The organism is Rickettsiales bacterium (genome assembly GCA_035765535.1).
GTDB lineage: Bacteria > Pseudomonadota > Alphaproteobacteria > Rickettsiales > JABCZZ01 > JABCZZ01.
The window spans coordinates 94,008-115,969 of the sequence record DASTXE010000002.1; the positions used below are offsets into that span (position 1 = coordinate 94,008).

Here is a 21,962-nt window from a genome sequence, read left to right on the forward strand (position 1 = left end):
GCTATAACGCGTAATTAATATGGTTTTATGAAAAACGTTTTTAACGCTTTTACGTGTTGGTGTGGTAGGAAATTAAAGGATGCCGCCGGTAGCACTGCTATCGAATTTGCGATTGCGTTTCCCATTTTTCAGCTGTTTATCATGGGCATCATAGAATATTCTCTTATCATTGCTGCCTCCTCGGTTCTGGAAGGCGCCGTTTTGGCAGGGGCACGGGAAGGTTCAACTGGCTATGTGCCCGCAGGACAAACACAATCAAGCTATATCACAAGCCTGATAAAGGCTCGCGTAAATCACCTTCTGATTAATTCAGCTAATCTGCAAATCAATATACCTGCAAATGCAAATACGCCGGGTGCTCTGGTCGTCTATACCGCCACTTATAACTGGCCTGTCATAGATCCCGTAATGAAGAGGATTGTCGCCAATAATAGCCAGGGAACCTATACCATCAATGCGACCGCTGTTATTCAAAACGAAATGCATCCTTAAGTGACAGCTTTGGAAAACAAATGAGATTCTCAGGCATCATATCGCATTTGAAAGAAAAGAGAGGAATCCTCTTTTGTGAAAGCGGTGTGGCGATGGTGGAGTTTTGTATCATAGTGCCCATACTCTTAGTGCTTGCGACGGGAATCATAGAAACTACCCGCTATATGCTGACTATTCAGAAGCTGGAAAAAACCATCATCCTGAGAAATAACATCGTGACACAGCATTCCTCGCTGCTGGATAGCAGTAATGGCCATATCCCCATAAGTAATGCGGAGATGGCTGCACTTATGCTTAAGGTACCCAGCATGCTGTCTCCTTATTCTTTCGGCAGTAAAGGCTTGGTCATTATTACAGATATCAAGACAGGTGCCAACGCTGCCAAACCAGTCATAAACTGGCAGTATTGTGGTGGTGGAACGCTTTCCGCAACAAGTAAATTGGGTAAGGGTGCAACGGGTTCAACACCAGCTGCTACGTTACCAAGCGGTTTTAGCATGATCGCTAACGAGGAAATCGTCATAGGTGAGATATTTTATCAATACACCCCCTTGCTGCATAGCGTTATACCTTCCACGCGAATATATCGCACTGCTATTTTTGTACCTCGTTTTGAAACGCTTGCCGGGTTATCGTCTAACTGCCCCTGAAAGGGTAAGGAATTGTATATGAAGATGCTGATAAACCTGATGCGAAAAAAGGCCAAAGCCTTTGCTGCTGACGAAAATGGTTCCATGTTAATATTAATGGCTATCCTGACGGCTTTTGTGCTTATAGTAGCGGCGGGGTTTGCAATTGACATCACACGTGGTGAGATATTGCAGGGAAAAATGTCATCCGCATTTGATGCGGCCAGCCTTGCAACGGAGGTAGAAGTACAGAACCCGCCCACGGGGTATACGCAGGAAGCATGGGCAAATGAGGTCGCGCAGCGTTACTTTAATGCAAACTTCCCTGCGAACTATCTGGGAGCCAGCACGATAACTCCTGCAGTGACGCCAGTCACATCAGACTGGAAAACACTATCTGTCAGTGGAAATACGAACGAATCAACTGTGCTCATGAAAATGGCTGGCTTTAAAACCATTAAGGTCGGTGCATTATCGCAGGTGACGGAAAGCAGTCAAAACAAGAGTGTGGAAATAGCGTTGGTTGTAGATAATAGCTCGGCCATGTCTTCATCAGGAAGAATGGCATCATTGCAGGCGGCTGCCGGCAAGATGATCGATACTATTTTTGGCAGTAATTTAACCTTGTCTAACACGTATATTTCCATCATTCCCTTTTCTGACGGTGTAAAGATACAGCCAGCCACAGCTAACCCATGGCTAAGTACGCCATTCAGTCCGGTATCTGGATTCGATGGCTGTATGACGAACCGCACGAATGCCGCCGCTTCTACAGACAATGCGCCGACAGGTTCCAACCGTTTCCCCCGTTACATAGGGCCGTTTGATACGCTGAACAATGTCAAGATTACGGGGTATAGTGTGAATAATGCGGCAAGAACGAAACCTGATCTTACCTTGCCCTATGATATTTACCAGATTGAAAACGGAGCCGTTGTAGGAGGGGGGCCTGGCGGCATCGGATCGGTGGGGGCTGGCAGTAAACCGGTGCGTGACGGAATACGCATTAAGATTACGGATGATACGTTGGATTTGCCGGGAGGGCGCTGGAGCAAGGAAATCGATTATATCGATAAGGATTGGAAAGGGAATTCGGTCAAACGCTCGGAAATGGTCCGGCTCGATCTCGGGGTGGACTATACGGCATCTTATGCCAATCTTTTTGTGCATACGCTTACCAATGACGATTACACCGACTCTAATTGCTTTATTCCAGCTTCCGGGGGCTGTGTCGAACAGGGGCAATGGCAGACATATAATAGTGCTCGTACATTGATAACTCAGGGAAAGATAATGGGGTCTGCCGATACCTACACCAATTATGCCGTTGATGCGACGAAACCGTTCCGTTATGTCGAGGTGAGTGCGACCGATGATGGGCAGCGCTCATACCATATGTGGGCTGGTGATACACCGGGAAATCGTGATTGCACGAGTTATGAATGCGGTTATGCAGGTACCCCTGAAAACAGTGACTTAGGTTTGCCCGGGTTTGACGTATCGCCAAAATGTAACTTGACGCAGGCGTCATTTTTCATGCAGGACAAAGCCACGTTAAAATATCAACTCTCCTTGCTGAAAGCAGATGGCCCTACCCGCAGTAATATAGGTATGGCATGAGGCTGGTTTGCCCTTTCTCCAAGTTGGAAAGGATTGTTTAACTCTGGCCTGCCTAGTATCCCGGCGGCATATAAATCAGCAAATGCCCAGAAAATAGCTGTGTTAATGACGCAGGGGGTGAACTTCAATCCATCGGTGGATAATTCCAAATTCGCACAAATATGCACGAATATGAAAACGGATGGCATCGCTATTTATACGGTGGCGTTTGATGTAACAGACTCAACAGTGAAAACATTGCTAAAGAATTGCGCAAGTTCACCCAGCAATTACTTTACAGCGACTGACACAGCTTCTTTGACCACAGCCTTCCACGATATCGCCATATCTATCAATATAAACAATCTGCGTATAAGTCAGTAGCGTAGTCGTTTAATCGAGCGATTGCACTCAGATATCAGAGGCAATGATTATCGGGCGAGCAAATAAATCAGGCGCGAGATATTTTATTATGAAGGGCAAGATAACTGGTGACAGGAAAATCCTTCAAGGCGATATATAACTACCCTAATCGCTATTGGTTATGCCGTACATTTTGTACGACATCCAGATAAATCAATATAACTGATTGAAAAGTATGGTGACCCCTACGGGACTCGAACCCGTGTTACCACCGTGAAAGGGTGGTGTCCTAACCGCTAGACGAAGGGGTCTAAAACTTGTGCGGTGCTGCCGAAAACAGGCCAGCACTATCATCAATTATTGGCCCTTAAGTCAAGCGGAATTTTCAATAATAAATGAGATAATGCTAAAAAAGCGGGCGGAGCAGGGGAAAGATGCTATTGAAGTGGCATTTTGCGTGGGTGCGGGTATAATCAGGCCGTATATTGGCCGCAAGGATTGTCTCTTACAATGCATTCTCCCCATTACCCGACACTGGAAGTAAGCCTTGAGGCAGTCGCCCGCAATTACACGCTGTTGAAGAGAAAAGGGGCCGGGCGCTGTGCTGCGGTGGTGAAGGCCAATGCCTATGGTTTGGGAGCGGAGGAAGTGGCTCCCGCGCTGTATCACGCCGGATGTCGCGATTTCTTCGTTGCCACGCTCGATGAAGGCATCGCATTACGGCAGGTCTTCAGAAAACATAGCTTCGCTCAGGCAGATATTTACGTATTTCATGGTGTGCGTGCAGGGCAGGCAAGCGAGTTCGCCGCTTATGGCCTCATCCCGGTGCTTAATGACCGCGGGCAGATAGAGCATTGGCGCGATTCAGGCCGTTATGCATTGCATATAGATACAGGCATGTGTCGTCTGGGGGTGACGCCGCGGGAACTGGACGCTCTGCCGCCGGTAACGGGAAATCTTCAACTGGTAATGTCACATCTGGCCAATGCGGGTGATCCGCAAAGTCCCCAAAATGCCGAACAGCTGGAAGCCTTCAGGCAGGCATTGCATCATTTTCCAGGCATTCCGGCCAGCCTTGCCAACTCCTCAGGTGTGTTCCTCGGCAAGGAATATCATTTCGATCTTTTGCGCCCTGGTTGCTCGCTTTATGGCATTTCGCCCAACACCTCATTACCCAATCCGGTGGAAAACGTAGTAAGGCTCTCCGCTCCCGTGCTGCAGTACCGCTTTATCGGCCAGGATCAGCTGGTGGGATACGGAGGTGAGGGCAGGGCTGGAAAAGGCGCAGTGCTCGCAACGCTGGAGCTTGGCTATGCGGATGGCTTCCTGCGTGCGCTGGGCAACCGGGCTTATGGCTTTGCCGAAGGGATAAAGGTGCCGATCATTGGCCGCGTATCCATGGATATGGTGAGCGTTGACCTGACGGCCGTGCCGGAACATCTGCGCACGCCGGATTTACGCATTACCTTTATCGGCCATGAACAGCCGGTGGATATTGTGGCGGAAACCGCGGGTACGATCGGGTACGAGATATTTACGCGACTTGGTACGCGGGTACGAAGGGTGTACGCTTGATGGCAGCCTTCGGCTTGGCCGAAGTGGTCAGCCTCCAGGCGTCACGGTCAGCAAACAGCGCACGCAGCAGTTTGTTATTAATGCCATGGCCCGGACGATGCGTAGTGACGGCGCCGCGCAGCCTCATGCCGCTTAAGTAAAAGTCGCCGACGCAATCCAGCGCTTTATGGCGTACAAACTCGTCATTATAACGCAGGCCTTCTTCGTTTAGCACAGCTTTGTCACCGATGACGATGGCGTTATCCAGTGAGCCTCCACGTGCAAGACCCATGGCCTGCAGCTTTTCCACGTCCGAAGCAAAGCCGAATGTGCGGGCGCGGCACAGAGCGTTCTTAAAACTCTGCTGGCTGAAATCGTACAAAGCCTGCTGGCGCGGAATGACGCTGCCGGGATAGTCGATCGAGATGTCGAGCGAAAAACCATCCAGCGGAGCGATGGTTGCGGTGGATCCGCCTTCGCTGATGGTGATGGCCTGCAGTACTTCAACAAAGCTGCGATGCGCCTGGAGTTCTTTCACGCCCACGCATTCCAGCAGGAATACGAATGGTTCGGAACTGCCATCCATAATAGGCACTTCGGCATTGTCCAGCGTGATAATGACATTGTCCACGCCCATGCCCCACAGCGCGGCCATCAGATGTTCGATGGTGCTGACGCTGACATTATGCTCATTGCTGATCGTGGTGCCGAGCATGGTGTTCGTGACGGCCAGATAGTTGGCGGGGACGACGGATTTTTCTTCTTCGACGTCGAGACGGATGAACTGAACGCCCGTATCCGCTTCCGCCGGATAGAATTTCATGGTAACGGTCTTACCGGAATGCAACCCGATGCCAGAGCAGGAGATCTGGCCGGCGATGGTGGTCTGATGCAGCGAACGGAAGTGAGAATTATCGAGCATTTTTATCACTTTATATCTGGTTGCTATGGAAGCCAAGATACCTGCTTGCACCGCAACACGCAAATCACAGTTTATTACGAAATGTTACAAATATAATCTATTGTAATAACTGGCGATTCCTTTCTTCCTGCGCCTTGCGTTCCGTGAGTTCCTGTTCCGTCAGGCAGTTAAACCAGTGGCGACCGGGAAGCTTGCGCTCAATGAACTGGTTGATACAGGATAGAAGAAATTCCCGGTCCGTAGTGGTGGGGGCAACGGGGCGTATATCGAAGCGGTGGACGATGCCATGAACGTCTACGCTAAACTTGCGGCCCATATTGACGACCGGATTGTCTTCAATGATTTCTACGGATGTATGGGTTTTGTCAGGTGCGCTCAGATGGACAATGAAATAGCTGCGGAAAGGCAGGTCAGCTCCGTTAGCGCTATATTGAGAATACCAGTAAGGTGTATCGGGGCTCCATAGATAAATATCTTCGGAACGCTCTTCATTGGAAAGCTTGGCGTAGCGTTGCAAGGCAGGGTTATCCATGCCCAATATACTGTAAGGCGTCACCTCTTGCAGGCGTCGTTGCATGGGCTTATAAGCAGCAAAGAACACATAGAATTTATTGGGTCGCACAAGCGGGAAGGCAATGAATTTCCGGTAAGCGGCCTTGCTCAGTCCATGGATATCTTTGGCATTATCCGGCAGCTGGTAGATGGCTCCGTTATAATCTTCGAAGAAGGCGCGATCGTCGGCGCTGAACTGAAGATTGATGCGGTCGCGGACGAATTCCAGCGGGTAGGGAAGAACATCGGATACAAAATCCTGCTGTCCGTCTGCGGTAAGCTGAGGGTCCTGCTGCGCCGTGCCCTGTACAGGCGCTCCCGTAAAGCACAATATTGCAGCTAGCATAAAAAATGCTTTTCGTGTTTGCCTGCCGGGTGCTATAGAGGTGAGCAGACGAAATAAAAACAGGTTTATTCGCGCCATGAACATAAAGATATCGTTACGGGATGTAGGAGTTGCGTCGGCTATGCTGGTTATAGCCGCATGCAGCGATACTGTAAACCGCGGACATTTGAAAGAAGACGAAGCCATGGCGCACATTAAGGTCGGGGTTACGACCGAGAGCCAGGTGCGGCAGGAACTCGGCTCTCCCTCGAGCGAGTCCAGCTTCGGCCCCAAGACATGGTATTACGTCTCCAGTATTTACCAGAACCGCGCGATCCTTGCGCCACGTCTTATTTCACAGCACACGACGGAAATTGCATTCAATCAGGACCACGTTGTCTCCGGCATCAAGGAATATACGCTGGCGGACAGTAAAGACATCCAGATCGAGAAACGCATCACTCCGAGCGAAGGCCAGCATCTGGGATTTTTCGAGCAGGTATTTGCTAATCTCGGAAGGTTCAACAAGAACCAGAATGGGACCGATATCAGCCATGGTCATAGCTCGACAGGAGGCGCTCCCACAGGCTATCCGGGAAGGTAGAAATTTCCTCCGGCTAAAGCAAAACAGCGTTTGACTAAACCGGAATTAGGGGATTAGTATACTTGCGTCACAACCTCGTTAAATGCAACCAGCAACAACCCAGGAGAGTACATTATGTTTCGCCGCAAAGAAGAAGAATCTAATGATGGTTACCAGGCTTCGGCAGGCACGGCCCAGGAACCGTCCACCGGTGCAGCTAAAAGCGGTGAAAACGCTCCTTCCGGCGCGGCTCAGGTGCAGCCCCTGCATCAGTCCCAGCCTGCTCAGTCCTCTCCCGCAGCTTCTCAGCCGGTAGCAGCACCGGTAGTACAACCTGCGGTGCGTCCGGTTGCTGATATGGCCCGCCCTGCAGCAGCGGCAGGTGCTCCGGCTGCAGCTACTCCTGGCTATCGCCCGTCCCCGGTAACGGATTTCAACCGCTCGCCCGCAAGCCCGTCTCCGGCTCGCCCTGTGGGTCAGACACCCTCTTCCTCTGCAACAGTATCCCATTCTTTCCCCAGCAGCGCTGACAGGCAGACCACTAATACCGGTGGCAAAACGAGCCCGCGTATCCTGACGGTTGGTAACGACATCCTGCTCAAAGGTGAAATCGCGACTTGCGACCGTGTTGTGATCGAAGGCCGTGTTGAAGCGAAACTCAGCGACGTGCATACGGTGGAAATCGCTGGCAGCGGTTCTTTCAAAGGCACTGCTGAAGTGGAAGATGCTGAAGTCAGCGGCCTGTTCGAAGGTGATCTCGCTGTGCGCAACCGCCTCGTGATCTACGCGAACGGCGAAGTGCGTGGCAACATCACCTACGGCGAAATCGAAATCGAACGTGGCGGCAAGCTGACCGGTCAGATCAAGACCGTAGGCGGCGCAGCAACTTCCGGCTCCTCGGCTGCTGCTGCTTCCGGCAGCGCATCTTCCGGTGAAAAGCCGAACCTGCTGGACGTGCTGGATGCAAAGTCTTCCCGTAAGGAAGCTGGTGGTCACCACTAAGACGCCTTAAGCATTAAGAAATGCAAATACCCCGCCCGAAAGGCGGGGTATTTTTTTGTGGGTTAGATTCCCCAGATATTCATAATCATAATGATTGCGATAATGGCGGCGATTGCCTGCACGCCCCATTTGATGCCTTCTCCCTTGATGGGAGCAGTCGCGACAACTTCCCTTGCTATACCCAGGCAGATCAATACGACCGCCGTAAGCAACAGGTGCATTATCATAATTCCTCCATGCGGCATTGGTAAGTTACACCGCTAATACTATTAGTATAATGGAAATGATATAAGATTTACATGTGGTTCTGGCGTATAAACTCGTATTTACTTCGCGTAAACCTGATCAAACGTACCGCCATCCACGAAATGTTTTTGCTGCACGGTTTTCCATCCGCCCATCTCTTCGATCGTCAGCAGGGATATCTTGGGAAAAATATCGGAATGCTCAGCAAGCACGGCCGGATCGCTGGGGCGGTAATAAAATTTTGCCATGAGCTCCTGCGAATCCTTGGTATACAGATGTTCCAGATACTCATGCGCAGCGGCCTCCGTCCCGTTTTTCTGGGCGTTTTTAGTAATGACAGCTACCGGAGGTTCCGCCAGAATGCTGATGGATGGTGTAACGACCTCATATTGCCCTTTCGCCAGCTTATTGGTAATAAGCAAAGCTTCACTCTCCCATGTGATCAATACATCGCCAATGCCGCGTTTAGTGAAGCTCGTCGTTGCTCCGCGCGCACCGGTATCCAGCAGCGGTACATGTTTGAACAACTGTGCGATGAAAGCCTTAGCAGCTTCTTCATTGTTATTATTCTTCTTATAGGCATATCCCCATGCTGCAAGGTAATTCCAGCGCGCGCCGCCTGAGGTTTTGGGGTTGGGGGTCAGCACCTGCACGCCGTCTTTTACCAGATCATCCCAGTCGTGGATATGTTTGGGATTATCCTTGTGCACCAGGAAAACAATTGCGGAATCGCAGGGGGCGCTGTTGTGAGGGAATTTGGTTTGCCAGTCCGGCTCCAGAAGCTTTCCGCGTTCGGCGATGACATCAATATCATAGGCCAGGGCAAGCGTGGCGACATCGGCATTGAGTCCATCCATAATGGCGCGGGCCTGCTTGCCGGAACCGCCATGCGACTGGTTGATCTTGATATCCTTGCCGGTCTTGCTTTTCCAGTACTGCGTGAATTCTCTATTATACGCTTCATAAAACTCACGGGTAGGATCGTAGGAAACATTCAGCATCTGTAACGTATCTTCCGCATAAGCTGCAGCAGACAGACTGACGATGGTGGAGGTAAGAAAGGCAGCCAGTAATTTACGCATTGCTAAGTCTCCTATAATTAGAATTTAACCTGAGTGCGGCCAAGAATGGCTCTTTCGGTGGGCCTGTCACCGTTATTGGCTGCGCCGCCGCTGAAGGAGGTCACGGCGAAGTCCAGATTGAACTTAACCGCTGGGTTCAGATACCAGTTGCCGCCGAACGTCGTTTCCTGCGCTTCGTTCGCGGAAGTAGAGGAACTGGCAAACACAGGGAAGGCCGCCTGATCCACCTGCAGTTTGCCTACACGCCCTGCAAGTTCAAACGCACCCCATTCGCCATTTGCCGGGTCAAAATTATGTTTGGGGACTACGCCTGAGAAACTGGCATCTTCTCCCGTTACGACATAGGTGACAATGGCCTGCCAGGCATCGTTGCGCAGATCCGCTCTTACATTGCCGGAAGCAAGTTTCTGCTGCTCCAGCACATATTCTCCCAGAAGACTGAAAGGACCGTTATAATAGGTCAGCTGTGGATTCAGGCGCCACTGGCCTCCATCCGCATAAGCCGAAGTGGCATAGGTAAAGAATTTCGACTGTGCGGGCGTCACATAGCCGGTGGTGAGATCTTGCGATGTCAAAGAAGCATCATGCGTGCCATATGAGGCCGCTGTGCCGATACCAAGACCTTTCAATGCTTTAATATCAGTCTGCGCGAAAGGGCGAACAAGAAGGCGACCAACAACAGACTTTCCGTCGTCTGCGCCGTTACTCAGATTGACCTGATCCGGTGCGCCGTCGGTAAAGGCAAGGTTATATTCCAGCACATTGGAAAACAGCTTGCCATAAACACCGATGCCGTTATCGCGGTAGGGCACGAGGTTAGTGGTAAGTCCTCGTTCTACGAACAGGATATTCTGCTCCGGCTGCCAGCGTTCAAGCCCGAGCGGCACTTTGAATTTACCGATCCGGGCGTTAAAGGCTTCGGATGCGTTATAGTCGCCATACGCATCCATAAGGGTGCTCTGGCCGTTGCCGAAATCCAGCATGAGCCGCGCACTGAATTTATCGAAAATTTTCGCTTCAAAAATCGGTCGCGCGGAACGTATGAAGAACTGGCTCGGATTGTTTGAGGGAGTATCATGTCCGGTGAATTCACGCCCGTCGAACTGGAAATAACCACTGACTTTCAACTGGGACTGTCGGTCAGGTGAAGTGATTGTTAAGCCTTTGCCGCTTTCATAAGCGACGCTGGCATTATTGGCAGCAGGCGCAGCAGCGTATGCGGTAGATGAGGTAGCAACAGCGGGAGGTGTTGTAGTAGTGGCAAAGGGAGAAGGAGATACGGCTGGTGATGCTTTTACACTTTTCTGCGTTTCCTTTTTCTCCAATGCATCCAGTCTGGCTTCCAGTGCTTTAATCTGGGCACGCAATGCTGCGGTTTCTTCATTGGCCGTTGCGGATTGGAAGGGGGTGCTCACCATAATGGCAGACAGCAGCAAAGCTTTTTTCACAGTCCGTACCTCTGATAATTGCAAAATGAAAAAGCTTATAGCGTATATGGAGTATATGCGCAATTATGAATGTATATTGAATTAAATTCACATTCATTTGGGTGAAAATAGTAAGAGAACGAATGAAGCAAGCTGTTAGGCTGTAATGCCGAATGCTTCCAGCATCGCTTTTACTTCGCATAGCGGCAGGCCGACAACATTGGAGTAAGAGCCGTTGATGAAGGGAATAAATGCGCCAGCAAGGCCCTGAATAGCATATCCACCTGCTTTGCCATGCCATTCGCCGTTAGCGATATAGTGATCGATTTCTCCAGCGCTTAAACGTTTAAAGCGTACATGGGTCTCAACATGTTTCTGCCGTAACACTTTATCCTGTAGCATAGCGACAGCGGTGACAACGCGATGCCTGCGGCCTGAGAGTAAGGTAAGACACCGCCGCGCAGTAGCTTCGTCTTCTGCTTTAGGAAGTATACGTCTGCCACAGAAAACCACTGTATCCGCCGCAAGCACGGTATGGCCTGGCATGCGCGCGGCAATCAGGGAGGCTTTTTCCAGTGCTACGCGCTTGGCATAGCAAATAGGGAGTTCGCCCTTCAGGGGCGTTTCATCAATATCGGCTGGGGAAACACCGGCAGGTTTGATGCCGATCTGAGCAAGCAGCTCCAGCCTGCGCGGGGAGGCGGATGCAAGGATTAAGGGGCTGCTCATCGGCTGGATTCGGCTTATGCCGCGCCGCCTGCAGGCGGAGCTCCGTCTTTGTGGCGGAATTTAATGCGGCCTTTGGTAAGGTCGTACGGGGTCATTTCCACGGTCACGACGTCGCCGACAAGGATACGGATGCGGTTCTTGCGCATCTTGCCGGAAGTCACGGCGATCAGTACATGCCCGTTTTCAAGCTTCACGCGGAACATCGCGTTGGGCAGCAGTTCCAGAACCGTTCCGGTAAATTCAAGTAGTTCTTCTTTAGCCATAAATTACGTGTAATTCTATATAAAGGTTTTTAACTCTAAGCGTGATTACCAGCATCTGATGGGCTTGTCCAGAATTGACTGTTCTGGGGTAATAAAAAACCTCGCTGCAGGTTGCAGCGAGGTGATTTATTCGTAAAGCAAAACCTATTAGGCGGCTTTCTTCTTAGCAGCGCTCGGAGCGGAGGCAGCTTCGGAGAATTCCTTTACCTGTTCGGAAATGTGCTTGTTTACAACTTCGAAAACTTCCTGAGCGGATTTGGTGCCCAGTTCAACGAGCTCGCGAACGCTGTTAACGTTGTATTCGAGCCAGTTTTTAGCGAAGTCAGCCTGCTTTGCAGCAGCGTTTTCCGGGGTTGCGTTGCTAGCGATTTCTTTCGTTGCTTTGATAGCCTGCTCAGCATTGGAACGCAGGATTTCAGCCTGACGGCGTGCAATTTCCTGGGTGCTGGCGGTAGCAATCTGGATAACGTTGGAAGTCGTTTCCGCGTTGCGGCGGTACTGGCTGATGATCTGGTTGACGTCAATAGCCGGAGCTTTGAAATCCCCAAATACTTTCGTCCATTCGGTGAATGCGTTATTGTATGTCATGTGAAGTCACTCCTTAGGCAAAGATGATTGAAAAACTCAACGACCGCCGCGAATAATAGCAGCAAAACTCGCCTCGTCAACCCTAAAATGTTGCAATGCACCAATCAATTGTAAGTTGAAAAGAATTTGGTCCTGCTAAATCAGAGTTTGTCCGTAGCAGGAGGAGTATTTACTGAATTGTCTTTGTTGGACTTCTTCGGTTTGACCACAACGATTGTACCCGCAATAAGATCATGAAAACCACGGCGTTTTTTATTGAACAGGATATAAAGAAAGCCAAAAGTAGCGGGTATGAATGAGACAAGATAGCCCAGAAAACGTATAACAGCCTGTTTACGGGTCATCGGCGCGCGAGTGGCGGCATCCTGAATTTCGATGCGCATGAGCATCTTGCCGGGAGTAGAGGAGTAGCGGAACCAGAAGGGCAGCATATAGGCTGCAACAAACAGGAACTGCATAAGATTCTCAAAAAACGCCTGCTGCACGAGCCTGCGGTCCTGCGCAATCTGGACGAATCCATGCAGGAAGGTCCCCATATTGCGGGAGTGCTCATATTCCCTGGCCAGGGGGGCAAAGTCATTGGGCGTCAGGGGAGTCCATAAATGCGCGGCAATGGTGTTGATGACCGGCATGGCGACAATCATGATCAGCAGCACATCGACAGCAGTTGCCATGATTCTGGTATTAAACGGGGCGTACTGGACGGGCAGGGGAGCGTTTTCGTAATCCTGTGCGGCTTGGGTAGGCTCGGTCATAACGTCATTTCTGCCGGGAGGGCCGTAGTATCGTTTCGGTTAACGCAGTATAGAGGAAGATTATTAGGCAGGAAACGTTTAAGCGTCAATAGTGTGCGTGCGGTGGGAACAGGTGATGTCTCCGATTCGCTGATGATAAGGGAATGGATGGGCATGCCGCGTCCCGTGATGCAATGGCAGGCGGTAAGCGTATGGCTGAGCGTGCCGAGATAGCTGCCCGTAACGATGATAGCTTCATAGCCCAGTGCCGTCATCCAATCGAGTACGGTATAATCGCCGCCGATCGGGGTCATGACGCCGCCCACACCCTCGATTAGCAGGTAATCCTGTCGCTCATTATTGCGGCAAAAGGCAATAAGTTCTTTCAGATCGACCGGACGTTTCTCCGCTTCAGCAGCCATATCCGGTGAAATAGGGGCGGAAAATTGCCAGGGCGAAATGGCATGGGCATTCGCCTGCGATAACGGCAGGCCTTGCGCCTTGAGCAGAATGCCAGTGTCGCTTTCCTCAAGTTTAGCCGGATCAAAACCGCTAATAACAGGCTTTAACGCTACTACGCTTGCTCCGCGGCTGCGCAATTGCCGGGTCAGGGCAGCGGTGATAAAAGTCTTGCCGATACCGGTTCCCGTAGCAGTGATAAAGTAGCGCTTACAGCTCATTACTTAAGCGGAGTGGTGCGCGGGTCGCCGCTGTCGCGTTCATCCGTATTCTTGAAGCTGAACATATAGGCGCGCAGCTTGCCTTTTACGACGGAAATTTTTGCGTCCTTCACTTCATCGTCACCGCGCTGTGCGCGTACTTTGTATTTGCCGGTCGGAAGATTCGCCAGCAGGATCGGGCCTTCTGCGGTAACATCAGCAAGTACGTGGCCTTTCATATCTTCAATATGCACCGCTACGTCTGAAATAAAGGTGCCGTTCTTTTCCGTGATAAGCAGTTTTAAATCATACTGGTTCTGGATGCTTTTCATGTGAGCGAGTTCATCGTCACCGATACCGCCGGAGACAATATCAACACTGCTGTTATTATCCTGTGCTTCGTTTTCCACCGGTTCGGAGGCGTTTTCGCCCGGGGCTTCGGTGGTAAGGTCACGTGTGGTGTCCGTCGGAGTTTCTGTCTGTACTTCTTCCGAAGGGGACGTATGTTTCTGGTTCTGTATGACGATCTGAGGAGCATGTATGTCAAGCGTATCCGCCAGTGCCGGAACCGCTGTCAGCATCGTAGCGGTCAGCAATGTGGAAGCCAGTGGAAGTAAGCCTTTCATAGAACTCTCCTGTCTAGGTTAAGAAAGAGATGCGCTTGCATCAGAATGGCGAAGTCTGCCACAATATCACGCGGATTTCCATAGGTAATTTGCTGTTTATAGTGCCGGATCAGCCGAATAAGGGGTATATTTACTGCTTCTTTACGGAAAACTATAAATGAGCATATTCGTCTTTAATGAGTTCGGCTATTTTCGCAAAAAGGACTTTGCGCGCGGAGGTCGGACGTGAATAGAGTCCGATGGTGCGAAACGGGACGGTACCGCTGAAAGGAATATAGCGCAGATAGTCATCATGCCTGCGGATGGCGAGCTTAGGCACAAGGGTTATATTATTACCTGACGCCACCATATGCAACAATGTCTCCAGACTGGTTGCACGGAAGCGGTTGGCCTCTCCGATACCGATTGTATGGCAGACATCAAGCGCCTGTTCACGCAGGCAGTGCCCGTCTTCCAGTAGCAGCATCGTTTCCTGCCGTATGTCGTCATAAGAGATTGATATTTTGCCCGCAAGTCTGTGGGAAACAGGCACGGCCACCAGGAACGGTTCATTAAACAGCGGCAGCGCGCTGAATCCCCCTTGCGCAACCGGCATGGCAAGCAACGCACAGTCTATCTCCCCCAGACTGAGCCGATTTACCAGTTCCGGTGTTTTTTCCTCGACCAGCAGCACGTTGAGCTTAGGGAAGGCGTTTTTAAGTTTCGGCATCAGCGAAGGCAGCAGGTAGGGCGCGAGGGTAGGAAAAACCCCCAAGCGGATTTCACCTGCGAGCGGATCGGCTGCCAGATGGGCAAGCTGACGGATCTGCTCAGCTTCCGCGAGGATATTACGGGCATGCGCCACAACATCACGGCCTGTTTCGGTAAGGCGCACGCTTTTGTTGGTGCGCTCAAAGAGCTGAGTGCCGAGCGTATCCTCCAGTTTTTTGAGCTGCATGGAGAGTGTGGGCTGGCTGACATTACATAATTCCGCCGCTCTGCCGAAATGCAGCTCGTCCGCCGTAGTGACCAGATATTGTAAATCCCTGAGGTTCATAATAATGATAATTATAATCTATCGTTATCATAAAAACAATAGATTATACAATTAAAGGCGGGGGGAGTAGGGTCCTTTATGCAAGAAAGCAGTAACTATAAAACTAAGGAGAAAATTATGTTAAGCGTAGGTCAAAAATTCCCCGCCTTCAATCTCAAGGCCACTGTAAGCAACGATGTAAACTCCGCCTTCACGGATGTCACCGAACAGAGCTACAGGGGAAAATGGCTGGTTGTATTTTTCTGGCCGAAGGATTTCACCTTCGTCTGCCCGACCGAGATCGCCGAATTCGGTAAGCTGAACAAGGAATTCAAAGACCGCGATGCCCAAATTCTCGGCGCCAGCACGGACTCCGAATTCGTTCACCTCGCATGGCGTCAGCATAAGGAAGAGCTGAATAAGCTGCCATTCCCGATGCTGGCGGATATCAAGCGCGAACTGAGCACTTCGCTCGGCATTCTCGACCCGAATGAAGGGGTGGCGCAGCGTGCGACCTTTATTGTCGACCCGGAAGGCATCATCCGCTTTACCATGGTGACCGACCTGAGCGTAGGCCGCAATGTGAAGGAAGTGCTGCGCGTGCTCGATGCATTGCAGACGGATGAACTCTGCCCCTGCAATTGGCAGAAAGGCGAAGATACGCTGAAAGTGGCGTAAGTAAGTAAACGAAGGGGGCGACGAACTCGCCCCCTTACAACAAAAAAGGACTTATTATGACGCTGGAAAATTTAAAAGACTCTTTCGGAGATTACGCCAAGGATATCAAACTGAATCTTGGGAATGTACTGAACACAGAAGGCGCACCGGACCTGACGCAGAACCAGATCCACGGTATTGCTCTGGCTTCTGCCTATGCTACGCAAAACGATGCACTCATTGCAGCTATTCTGGCGGAAGCCGATTCATTATCGGAAGCGGAGCGTAAAGCTGCGAAGGCAGCGGCGACCGTGATGGCGATGAACAATATCTACTACCGCTTCGTGCATCTGGTGGGCGATAAGGAATATGGCCAGATGCCTGCCAAGCTGCGCATGAACGTGATTGGCAATCCGGGCATCGTGAAGGTGGACTTTGAGCTATACAGCCTTGCCGTGTCCGCGATCAATGGCTGCGGCATGTGCATGGACGCCCATGTGCATGAAGTGACCAAAGCCGATATAAGCAAACTTGGTGTACAGTCGGCCATCCGTATCGCCGCTGTCATCAACGCGGCTGCGCAAGCTGCTTACCTGGGCGCACACGAACAAGCTACCGCGCAGCAAAATGCCGCGTAGTAAGACTCAGTAAGTTAATAGTACTTGCGGGGGTACGCGGAGGAGCGTAGCGACGACCCCGCGAAGCGAAGGGGTAGCGTAAGCGAAGGGGGATGACTTCATCCCCCTTAAACAACTAGCTACTTCTCAAACTCGGCCACTAGTTCCAGATGCGAGCTATAGACGAACTGGTCGACGGGAGTCAGTTTTACTAACTCATACCCGCCTGCTTTCAGGAGGCGGGCATCACGTGTGAAGGTCGCAGGATTGCAGGAAACCATGACAATCTTCGGCACTTGTGAAGCGGCAAGCTCCTCAGCCTGTGCTTTCGCACCTGCACGTGGCGGATTGATGATGACAATATCATAAGGTTTGAGTTCTGCGGCTGTGTAAGGACGTTGGAACAAGTCGCGCTGAAGGGCTTTAAAAGAAAAAGCAGGAGTGCGCACCGGTGCGACAGTGACAACTTCTTCAGGGGCGGAAAGCAAAGCCGCAGGGGGCTTGCTAAATACCACTTTCTTCATCGCCTCTACCATACTTTGCTCACCTTCCACGGCGGTAACGCTGGCAGATGCAAGAAGAGGGAAACTATAGGTTCCAATCCCGGAAAAAAGATCCAGTATCTGAACGCACCCGGCGGCGGCCTGTACGACAAGATTAGTCATGAGTGCCTGCGCATCGCGCGAGGCCTGCAGGAAAGCACCTGGCGGTACTTCCACTTCGGCTCCGGCCAGCGTCATTATGACGGGACCGGATTCATAAACGATGCGTATCTTATTATTTTCACGCACGGAAATACGCCTGATCTCAGGGCTTTGGGAAGGATCGATTTTTGCAGCGCCTTCCAGCAGCAGATCATACCCTCCATCCACGCCGTTGATCTGCAGGCGCGTAGTGCCGGGAGCCGAGATAAGTTGCAGTTTCAAGCGCATGATGAGTGACAGCAATTCCGGCTCCAGTACCATGCACTCACCGATATCGATGATAGTATGGCTGCCTTCGGCATAAAATCCCAGTTTGCCGCCCGCCGCCTTTAGCTCAACACGTCTGCGGCTACCTGCAGGGAAGCGTGCAAGTTCTACGGTCAGATTCGGATCGAATCCGGCTTTTCGCACAGCCTCGCGGGCCATGGTCTGCTTAAATTCCGCATATGCAGTATCGGAAATATGCTGTAGCGTACACCCGCCGCAAATACCAAAATGCGGGCAGGGTGGAGCGATACGCTCCGGGCTTGGCGAAATAACTTCAACCAGTTGGGCATAATCGGCATCCGTAGTGCGCCGTATAATACGCGCGCGGACCGTATCGCCTGTGCAGACGTAAGGCAGAAATACCTTCCTGCCGTTATGCATTCCCATCCCGTCGCCTAGTCCGGCAAGTTTCTCTACTTTAAGTGTTATAATGTTTTCAGCCATTGCTTCTTTTATGGCGGCAGTGCAAGATGCACAAGAAATTTGTGATATTTCTCTGTCATCGAAGAGTTGGGCGGAGGAGCGGATGCGACGACCCCGCGAAGCGAGGGGGTAAGCGTAAGCGAAGGGGGATGGCTTCATCCCCCTTATTTAACTCTTCACAGGAATAAGTGATAACTACTGAGTAATAATGAACGATATTGTTTCCATACTTCCCAAAGGAGAAGGGTTTTCTCCCGACCAGTTCGGTGCGATAGCGCTGTGTGTGCGGGATTTTACCCTTCATAGCGCCTATCGCGACAGGACGGTCATACTTGGGGGGATGGAAGGTAAAAGTTTTAAAGGCTTGCGTTATGAAGGAATGCGCAAGGCAAAATGGTACGAAAACCGTACCCGCGCTTACGCACGCGTTTGTACGGAATATATACGCAAGCATGAAGTTGGACTGGTAGAAATCCATAACCGCCCGGCAATGCTGCATATGATTGCGCGTCGCGTAAAATGCCCTCTGGCACTGCATCTGCATAATGACCCCCAGGAAATGGAAGCTGCCCGTACTGCACGCGAACGCAAAAAGCTGCTGGAAATATGCGATGCGGTCTATTGTGTGAGTGGCTACATACGCAACCGCTTTCTGGAAGGCATTGAACAGGAAGCACACGCTAAGGTGCATGTGATTTATAACGGCATCGAAGTACCGGATACGATGCCCGAAAAAGAAAAGACCATTACCTTTGTAGGCCGCATGACGGAGGGCAAGGGGGCATTGCTGCTGGCGCAGGCATTGCGCATCGCGCTGCCGCAATTGCCGGAGTGGAAAGCTGTGCTGATCGGCAGCAGGCGGCATGAAGTGGCCAAGCATTTGACACCGCATGAACTGCAGATCGCAGATATGCTGAAACCACTGGGAAAACAGGTGGAGATGACAGGATTCCTTTCGCATGAAGAGACAATGACGGTGTTTGGGAAATCGGCGATTGCCGTAGTCCCATCTGTTTGGCAGGAACCGTTCGGACGCACGGCGATTGAAGCGATGGCGGAAGGCTGTGCATTAATCAGTTCAGGGCGCGGCGGTTTGTATGAAGTAACCGGAGACGCGGCTCTTACACCGCAGGAATTGACGCCGCATTCACTGGCAACTTCTATAATGCAGCTTGCACAGGATGATACGGAGCGGCTACGCATGCAGACGGCAGGACGTGAGCGCGCCAGATATTTTTCCATTGCGCGCCGCACGCAACTGCTGGATAAGGTGAGACAATCGATACTTAAGGAGAAATATGAGGATGGTTAACAAACTCCTGAAACTTCCGTTATATCTAACAGCATTCTTTCCCATATTATTTCTGACTGGCACTGCATCGGCGGATATCGGCATGTCGCTCATTGCTATTTGCTTCCTGCTGCACTCATGGCTGGAGAAGGATTGGGCATGGACGAAAGCGCTGTGGGTACGCACGCTCGGCCTTTTATGGATTTATATGAACATACGCGGACTGTTCGCCGAGCAGCCTTCGGAAGCACTGCATCGCAGCCTTCCGTTTGTGCGCTATTTCGTCTTTGCGGCGGCGCTGGCTTACTGGACCTTGCGGGAAAAATGGGTGCATGAGACATTCCTGAAAGTGCTGGCTTCCGTGGTGCTGCTTTCCTCACTGGATGCCCTGCTGCAGTGGGTACACGGAACTGACTTGATCGGTATGCCTTATAAGATCGACAATAATCATATTCGCCTGACCGCGCCTTTCCGCATGCAGATTGTGGGCATTATGCTAGCCTGGCTTTCCTTGCCGGTATGCATGCTCTTTATTAAGAATAATGAGGGCAGGCTGAAGCTGGATTGGAAACTGCTTATTATACTGCCTGTGCTGGTGGCCATTGTGCTCTCCGGCGAGCGTATGGCGTTGTTGCTGACGGCGGCAGGCTGGCTGATGGCAGTGTTCATGCTGCCGGTGCGCAAGATCTATCCGCTGGCCGCAGTGATCGCAGGCATTGCAGCATTGGGAGCATTAGCCTATATGAGCCCGGTCACATTCAACCGCCAGATCGTTTCCACGGTGGAAACCTTGCAGAACTGGCAGCAAAGCCCATATGGTATATTGCTCACCAGCGACTTACGGGTTGCGCAGGTGAATCCGGTCTTCGGCATCGGCACCAATCATTTCCGCCTGGAATGTCCGAAATATTTTTCCGGTCCCTTGGCCTGTAATCTCCACCCGCATAATATCTATCTGGAGTGGTTTATAGAGCAGGGGTTCATAGGGTTCATCTTGTTCCTCACCTTTATTTACGCCCTCCTGCGCGCTTGCGTTAAAAACTGGCAGGTGGTGCAGCAGAATCCGGTCTGTATCGGCTTCCTGGTGGCCGTGCTGTTGCGCCTTTGGCCGCTGGCTTCCTCCACGGGTTTCTTTTCCCGCTGGGGCGCACCGCCTTTCTGGCTGGTGATTGGCGCATTATTAGTGTATATAACCGGCAACTTTAAACAAAATACATCTGAGACTTCCTTATGACTGTTGTTACCCGTTTCGCTCCCTCGCCAACCGGATTCCTGCATATCGGCAATGCCCGCACGGCGTTGTTCAGCTGGCTCTATGCTCATCATACGGGTGGGAAATTTCTGCTGCGTATCGAGGATACGGACCGCGAACGCTGGTCGCAGGCGGCAGTGGATGCTATCCATGAGGGGCTGGATTGGCTCGGCATTGTGCCGGATGGTGAGGTAGTCTACCAGTTCTCGCGTGCGGAACGTCACCGCGCGGTGGCACAGCAGTTGCTCTCGCAGGGCAAGGCCTATCACTGCTATGCAAGCCAGGAAGAGCTTGCGGCATTGCGTGAGCAGGGCAAACCTTATGACCGCCGCTGGCGTGACCGCAAACCGGAAGAAGCGCCTGCCGGTGTGAATCCCGTCATCCGCCTAAAATCGCCGCTGGAAGGCGAAGTAATCGTGCACGACCATGTGCGCGGTGAAATCCATGTGCCTGCCGCACAGCTGGAAGATCTCGTGATCCTGCGTTCTGACGGCACGCCGACCTATAACCTCGCCGTGGTAGTGGACGATCACGATATGGGCGTGACGCACGTAATTCGCGGTGAAGACCATATTACCAATGCCGCCAAACAGGTGCTAATATACGAACTCATGGGATGGGATGTGCCGGAATTCGCGCATGTTCCGCTTATACACGGACCGGACGGTGCGAAACTCAGCAAACGTCACGGCGCGCTGAGCGTGCGCGATTACCGCGATATGGGCTACCTGCCCGAAGCAATGCGCAATTACCTGCTGCGCCTGGGCTGGGCACATGGCGATGCGGAGATTATCAGCAGCGAACAGGCAGTCGAGTGGTTCGATCTTGATGGCATTGGCAAATCGGCTTCACGCTTTGACTTTGTAAAACTTGAAAACCTGAATGCCTATTATATCCGTGAGGCAGATGATGCCCGTTTGGTGGATCTGGTGATGCCGCTTATCCGCAGCAAAGTAACGGGTGTGGATGTAGACGCCGCCCGGAAAATATTGACTGCGGGCATGAGCGGCCTGAAGCAGCGCGCCAAGACCATCACTGAACTGGCCGAGAACGCAGCCTTCTATATAACGCCGCGTCCGCTGCCGCTGAATGATAAGGCCAAAGGATTGCTGAACGAAGAAGGCAAGTCAGTATTGAAAGAGCTGGTCTCGCTTTATGAAGCGGCGGATGCATGGGAAGAGGCAGGCTTGCAGGATATGGCGAAGGCTTATGCTGAACGCAAAGGCATCAAGCTCGGTGCGGTCGCACAGCCGCTGCGCGCGGCGCTTTCAGGTAGCAATATTTCACCGGGTGTATTTGAAGTAATGCGTGTGCTGGGGAAAGAAGAAAGCCTGAACCGAATCAGGGATGTATTGTAGTAC

General features: G+C 51.5%; 24 protein-coding genes and 1 tRNA gene. 11 read left to right on the plus strand and 14 right to left on the minus strand.

Annotation, left to right across the window (positions count from 1 at the left end):
• Nucleotides 1-27: 27 nt before the first annotated feature.
• Genes VFT64_02655 through VFT64_02665 form a run of 3 tightly spaced genes read left to right on the plus strand, consistent with a single transcriptional unit; the run spans nt 28 to nt 2,741 of the window.
• Nucleotides 28-492, plus strand: a complete 465-nt coding sequence (locus VFT64_02655; GenBank protein HEU5046722.1) for a TadE/TadG family type IV pilus assembly protein — start codon at nt 28-30, stop codon at nt 490-492.
• A gap of 20 nt (nt 493-512) precedes the next feature.
• On the plus strand, nt 513-1,142 hold the full coding sequence (locus VFT64_02660; protein HEU5046723.1) for a TadE/TadG family type IV pilus assembly protein: 630 nt from the start codon (nt 513-515) through the stop codon (nt 1,140-1,142).
• Nucleotides 1,143-1,160: 18 nt separating this feature from the next.
• On the plus strand, nt 1,161-2,741 hold the full coding sequence (locus VFT64_02665) for a TadE/TadG family type IV pilus assembly protein (protein HEU5046724.1): 1,581 nt from the start codon (nt 1,161-1,163) through the stop codon (nt 2,739-2,741).
• Nucleotides 2,742-3,319: 578 nt separating this feature from the next.
• Here VFT64_02665 and VFT64_02670 read toward each other — a convergent pair.
• A tRNA-Glu gene (locus VFT64_02670) sits at nt 3,320-3,394 on the minus strand.
• Between the two features lie 199 nt (nt 3,395-3,593).
• Between VFT64_02670 and alr the strand changes: the two genes are divergently transcribed.
• Entirely contained in the window at nt 3,594-4,658 is a 1,065-nt protein-coding gene (alr, locus tag VFT64_02675; GenBank protein ID HEU5046725.1) for an alanine racemase, read from the plus strand.
• Here the strand turns inward: alr and lpxC are convergent.
• Together lpxC and VFT64_02685 are read right to left on the minus strand one after the other, a co-directional pair.
• Nucleotides 4,618-5,559, minus strand: a complete 942-nt coding sequence (gene lpxC / locus VFT64_02680; GenBank protein HEU5046726.1) for a UDP-3-O-acyl-N-acetylglucosamine deacetylase — start codon at nt 5,557-5,559, stop codon at nt 4,618-4,620. The genes alr and lpxC overlap by 41 nt on opposite strands.
• Before the next feature lie 97 nt (nt 5,560-5,656).
• Nucleotides 5,657-6,457 (minus strand): hypothetical protein, encoded by an 801-nt coding sequence (locus VFT64_02685; protein ID HEU5046727.1) that lies wholly within the window; start codon nt 6,455-6,457, stop codon nt 5,657-5,659.
• 76 nt (nt 6,458-6,533) lie between these two features.
• Here VFT64_02685 and bamE point away from each other — a divergent pair, with 76 nt between their 5' ends.
• Together bamE and VFT64_02695 are read left to right on the plus strand one after the other, a co-directional pair.
• Nucleotides 6,534-7,040, plus strand: coding sequence for an outer membrane protein assembly factor BamE (gene bamE, locus VFT64_02690; protein ID HEU5046728.1), 507 nt, complete (start codon nt 6,534-6,536; stop codon nt 7,038-7,040).
• A gap of 114 nt (nt 7,041-7,154) precedes the next feature.
• The gene (locus VFT64_02695; protein ID HEU5046729.1) at nt 7,155-8,021 is read left to right on the plus strand and encodes a polymer-forming cytoskeletal protein; all 867 of its coding nucleotides are present in this window, start codon (nt 7,155-7,157) and stop codon (nt 8,019-8,021) included.
• A 62-nt stretch (nt 8,022-8,083) separates the two neighbouring features.
• On the opposite strand, the gene VFT64_02700 is transcribed toward VFT64_02695, so the two are convergent.
• From VFT64_02700 to VFT64_02745, 10 genes are all read right to left on the minus strand, one after another.
• On the minus strand, nt 8,084-8,248 hold the full coding sequence (locus VFT64_02700) for a hypothetical protein (GenBank protein ID HEU5046730.1): 165 nt from the start codon (nt 8,246-8,248) through the stop codon (nt 8,084-8,086).
• Between the two features lie 99 nt (nt 8,249-8,347).
• Nucleotides 8,348-9,349 (minus strand): sulfate ABC transporter substrate-binding protein, encoded by a 1,002-nt coding sequence (locus VFT64_02705; GenBank protein ID HEU5046731.1) that lies wholly within the window; start codon nt 9,347-9,349, stop codon nt 8,348-8,350.
• Between the two features lie 17 nt (nt 9,350-9,366).
• Entirely contained in the window at nt 9,367-10,797 is a 1,431-nt protein-coding gene (locus VFT64_02710) for a porin (GenBank protein ID HEU5046732.1), read from the minus strand.
• Nucleotides 10,798-10,932: 135 nt separating this feature from the next.
• Nucleotides 10,933-11,505: a Maf family protein gene (locus VFT64_02715; GenBank protein ID HEU5046733.1), complete on the minus strand. Its 573-nt coding sequence runs from the start codon at nt 11,503-11,505 to the stop codon at nt 10,933-10,935.
• A 14-nt stretch (nt 11,506-11,519) separates the two neighbouring features.
• A complete protein-coding gene (gene infA / locus VFT64_02720; GenBank protein ID HEU5046734.1) occupies nt 11,520-11,768 on the minus strand; it encodes a translation initiation factor IF-1 in 249 nt (82 codons plus the stop codon).
• A gap of 147 nt (nt 11,769-11,915) precedes the next feature.
• The gene (phaP, locus tag VFT64_02725) at nt 11,916-12,356 is read right to left on the minus strand and encodes a TIGR01841 family phasin (protein ID HEU5046735.1); all 441 of its coding nucleotides are present in this window, start codon (nt 12,354-12,356) and stop codon (nt 11,916-11,918) included.
• A gap of 140 nt (nt 12,357-12,496) precedes the next feature.
• Complete coding sequence (locus VFT64_02730) at nt 12,497-13,111, minus strand: RDD family protein (GenBank protein ID HEU5046736.1); 615 nt, start codon at nt 13,109-13,111, stop codon at nt 12,497-12,499.
• Nucleotides 13,108-13,770, minus strand: coding sequence for a dethiobiotin synthase (gene bioD, locus VFT64_02735; GenBank protein HEU5046737.1), 663 nt, complete (start codon nt 13,768-13,770; stop codon nt 13,108-13,110). Before bioD ends, VFT64_02730 begins: the two co-directional genes overlap by 4 nt.
• Nucleotides 13,770-14,375, minus strand: a complete 606-nt coding sequence (locus tag VFT64_02740) for a hypothetical protein (GenBank protein ID HEU5046738.1) — start codon at nt 14,373-14,375, stop codon at nt 13,770-13,772. Before VFT64_02740 ends, bioD begins: the two co-directional genes overlap by 1 nt.
• A gap of 151 nt (nt 14,376-14,526) precedes the next feature.
• Nucleotides 14,527-15,411: a LysR substrate-binding domain-containing protein gene (locus tag VFT64_02745; protein HEU5046739.1), complete on the minus strand. Its 885-nt coding sequence runs from the start codon at nt 15,409-15,411 to the stop codon at nt 14,527-14,529.
• Between the two features lie 117 nt (nt 15,412-15,528).
• On the opposite strand from VFT64_02745, the gene VFT64_02750 reads away from it, so the two are divergent.
• Together VFT64_02750 and VFT64_02755 are read left to right on the plus strand one after the other, a co-directional pair.
• Complete coding sequence (locus VFT64_02750; protein HEU5046740.1) at nt 15,529-16,068, plus strand: peroxiredoxin; 540 nt, start codon at nt 15,529-15,531, stop codon at nt 16,066-16,068.
• A gap of 56 nt (nt 16,069-16,124) precedes the next feature.
• Nucleotides 16,125-16,685 carry a carboxymuconolactone decarboxylase family protein gene (locus VFT64_02755; GenBank protein HEU5046741.1) on the plus strand — a complete coding sequence of 187 codons (561 nt, stop codon included), beginning with the start codon at nt 16,125-16,127 and terminating at the stop codon, nt 16,683-16,685.
• Nucleotides 16,686-16,804: 119 nt separating this feature from the next.
• On the opposite strand, the gene VFT64_02760 is transcribed toward VFT64_02755, so the two are convergent.
• Nucleotides 16,805-18,079: a hypothetical protein gene (locus VFT64_02760; GenBank protein HEU5046742.1), complete on the minus strand. Its 1,275-nt coding sequence runs from the start codon at nt 18,077-18,079 to the stop codon at nt 16,805-16,807.
• Between the two features lie 187 nt (nt 18,080-18,266).
• Here VFT64_02760 and VFT64_02765 point away from each other — a divergent pair, with 187 nt between their 5' ends.
• The 3 genes from VFT64_02765 to gltX are packed head-to-tail and all read left to right on the plus strand — an operon-like array spanning nt 18,267 to nt 21,959.
• Nucleotides 18,267-19,370, plus strand: a complete 1,104-nt coding sequence (locus tag VFT64_02765) for a glycosyltransferase family 4 protein (protein ID HEU5046743.1) — start codon at nt 18,267-18,269, stop codon at nt 19,368-19,370.
• Nucleotides 19,363-20,583, plus strand: coding sequence for an O-antigen ligase family protein (locus VFT64_02770; GenBank protein ID HEU5046744.1), 1,221 nt, complete (start codon nt 19,363-19,365; stop codon nt 20,581-20,583). Before VFT64_02765 ends, VFT64_02770 begins: the two co-directional genes overlap by 8 nt.
• Complete coding sequence (gene gltX, locus VFT64_02775) at nt 20,580-21,959, plus strand: glutamate--tRNA ligase (GenBank protein HEU5046745.1); 1,380 nt, start codon at nt 20,580-20,582, stop codon at nt 21,957-21,959. The genes VFT64_02770 and gltX overlap by 4 nt, the downstream gene beginning before the upstream one ends.
• Nucleotides 21,960-21,962 lie beyond the last annotated feature (3 nt).